This window comes from Peribacillus sp., from assembly GCF_059453735.1.
Map to the genome: position 1 here is coordinate 1 of NZ_JAZVJO010000104.1, position 1664 is coordinate 1664.

The window sequence follows — 1664 nt, forward strand, 5'->3', positions numbered from 1 at the left end:
CCACCTATATCTAGTTGGGCAATGAGTCGTTGGTGACCGAATAGCCCATGCTGGCAGATAATTTCTTCGGCTACTTGTTCGGGTCTGCCTACGAATAGAGCGGTTTCTGGTGTGGTTAAGTAATCAAAATCTCTTCTGGAAAGGTTATATTGGATCCCTTGCTGACCATTTACGTATGACCAGTAATTAGAATAATAGGGGAAGAATTCATCTCTTGCTTGTTCAGTTGTCTTAGCAATGTACGCGTGTCCAGTTACGGCTACGTTAATATCTTCCGAAGCATGTTTAGCTTTGGCCGCCGATTCACGGTAGAGCTCGACTAGGGGCTTAAAGCGAGATGCTTCGCCTCCAAGTATGGCTAGAGCCATTCCAACGCCTAATCTGCCTGCACGTGCTGCACTTTCTTCGGTGCCGCCAACACCAACCCAGATAGGCAGCTTCTTTTGGACAGGCCGCGGTGAAATCTCAGCATTGGATAACGATGAACGAAAGCGGCCATTCCAGGAGATAGACTCGGCTTCATTCAGTTTTAAAAATAACTCGATATGTTCCTCGAATAATGCATCATAATGTTTTAAGTCGTATCCGAAAAGCGGGAACGATTCTACGTATGCCCCACGACCAGCAATGATTTCAGCGCGCCCATCTGAAAGTAAATCCAGCGTGGAAAAATCCTCAAATAATCGAACAGGGTCAACCGTGCTTAAAACCGTAGTCGCACTGGTAAGTTTGATGTGTTTTGTCACCTGAGCAATAGCTGCCAAGATAATAACGGGAGCAGATACCGCATAATCAAGACGATGATGTTCACCAATGCCAAAAACATCAAGACCCGCTTCGTCAGCTAATTTTGCGGATTCAATTATATCACGGACTCGTTGCTTCGTACCCACAGTTTGGCCAGTGAGGGGGTCGGGCCCTATATCTCCAAATGTGTAAATCCCAATTTCAATGCCTGACTGTTTTCGTTTGTCATGCTTCATATTCCCTCCCGTTTGGCGGTTTTATTGCTTGCATGTAAAAGTATATGATTAGCGTAAGAATCTAATGTAGAGACTAACCCATATTTCAAATGATTAACGTGAAATTAATATAAGAGATTTACCCAAGAAAGCTTATCATTTTAGTACAATTCTATTTAATGGTAGTATACATATATCCATATATTTCAATGGTGGAAGTAAAGATCGCGTAAATAGAAAAGAGGGTAATCAGATGTCTAAACAAACTCAAATTGGTCAAACAGGTCTTTTTGTCAATCCAATTGGACTAGGTACGAATGCTGTTGGCGGTCATAATCTTTATCCCAACTTAGATGAAGATGCAGGAAAAGAATTGGTAAGAACCGCTATTAACGAAGGAGTTAACTTTCTAGACACGGCCTTCATATATGGTCCAGGACGTTCAGAAGAATTAGTCGGTGAAGTGGTTAAAGAATCAGGGAAGCGCAGTGAAATTATTCTTGCGACAAAGGGAGCTCATAAATTTGTTGGAGATGATGTGGTCCTTGACAATTCCCCATCCTATCTAAAAAAGTCTGTTGAAGAAAGCTTACAGCGTCTGCAAACGGATTATATTGATCTATTTTATATCCATTTCCCTGATAATGATACGCCAAAAGATGAAGCAGTTGGTGCCTTACAGCAAATGAAAGAAGAAGGAAA

General features: G+C 41.9%; 2 protein-coding genes. One reads left to right on the forward strand and one right to left on the reverse strand.

All coding sequences use genetic code 11. The features are described 5' to 3' along the window. The coding region (locus tag AC52RT_RS03485; RefSeq protein WP_495539468.1) for an LLM class flavin-dependent oxidoreductase at window positions 1–983 on the reverse strand (983 nt) is incomplete at its 3' end. A gap of 232 nt (window positions 984–1215) precedes the next feature. Between AC52RT_RS03485 and AC52RT_RS03490 the strand changes: the two genes are divergently transcribed. Continuing rightward, window positions 1216–1664: aldo/keto reductase (locus AC52RT_RS03490; protein ID WP_495539469.1), on the forward strand; the 449-nt coding region annotated here is incomplete at its 3' end.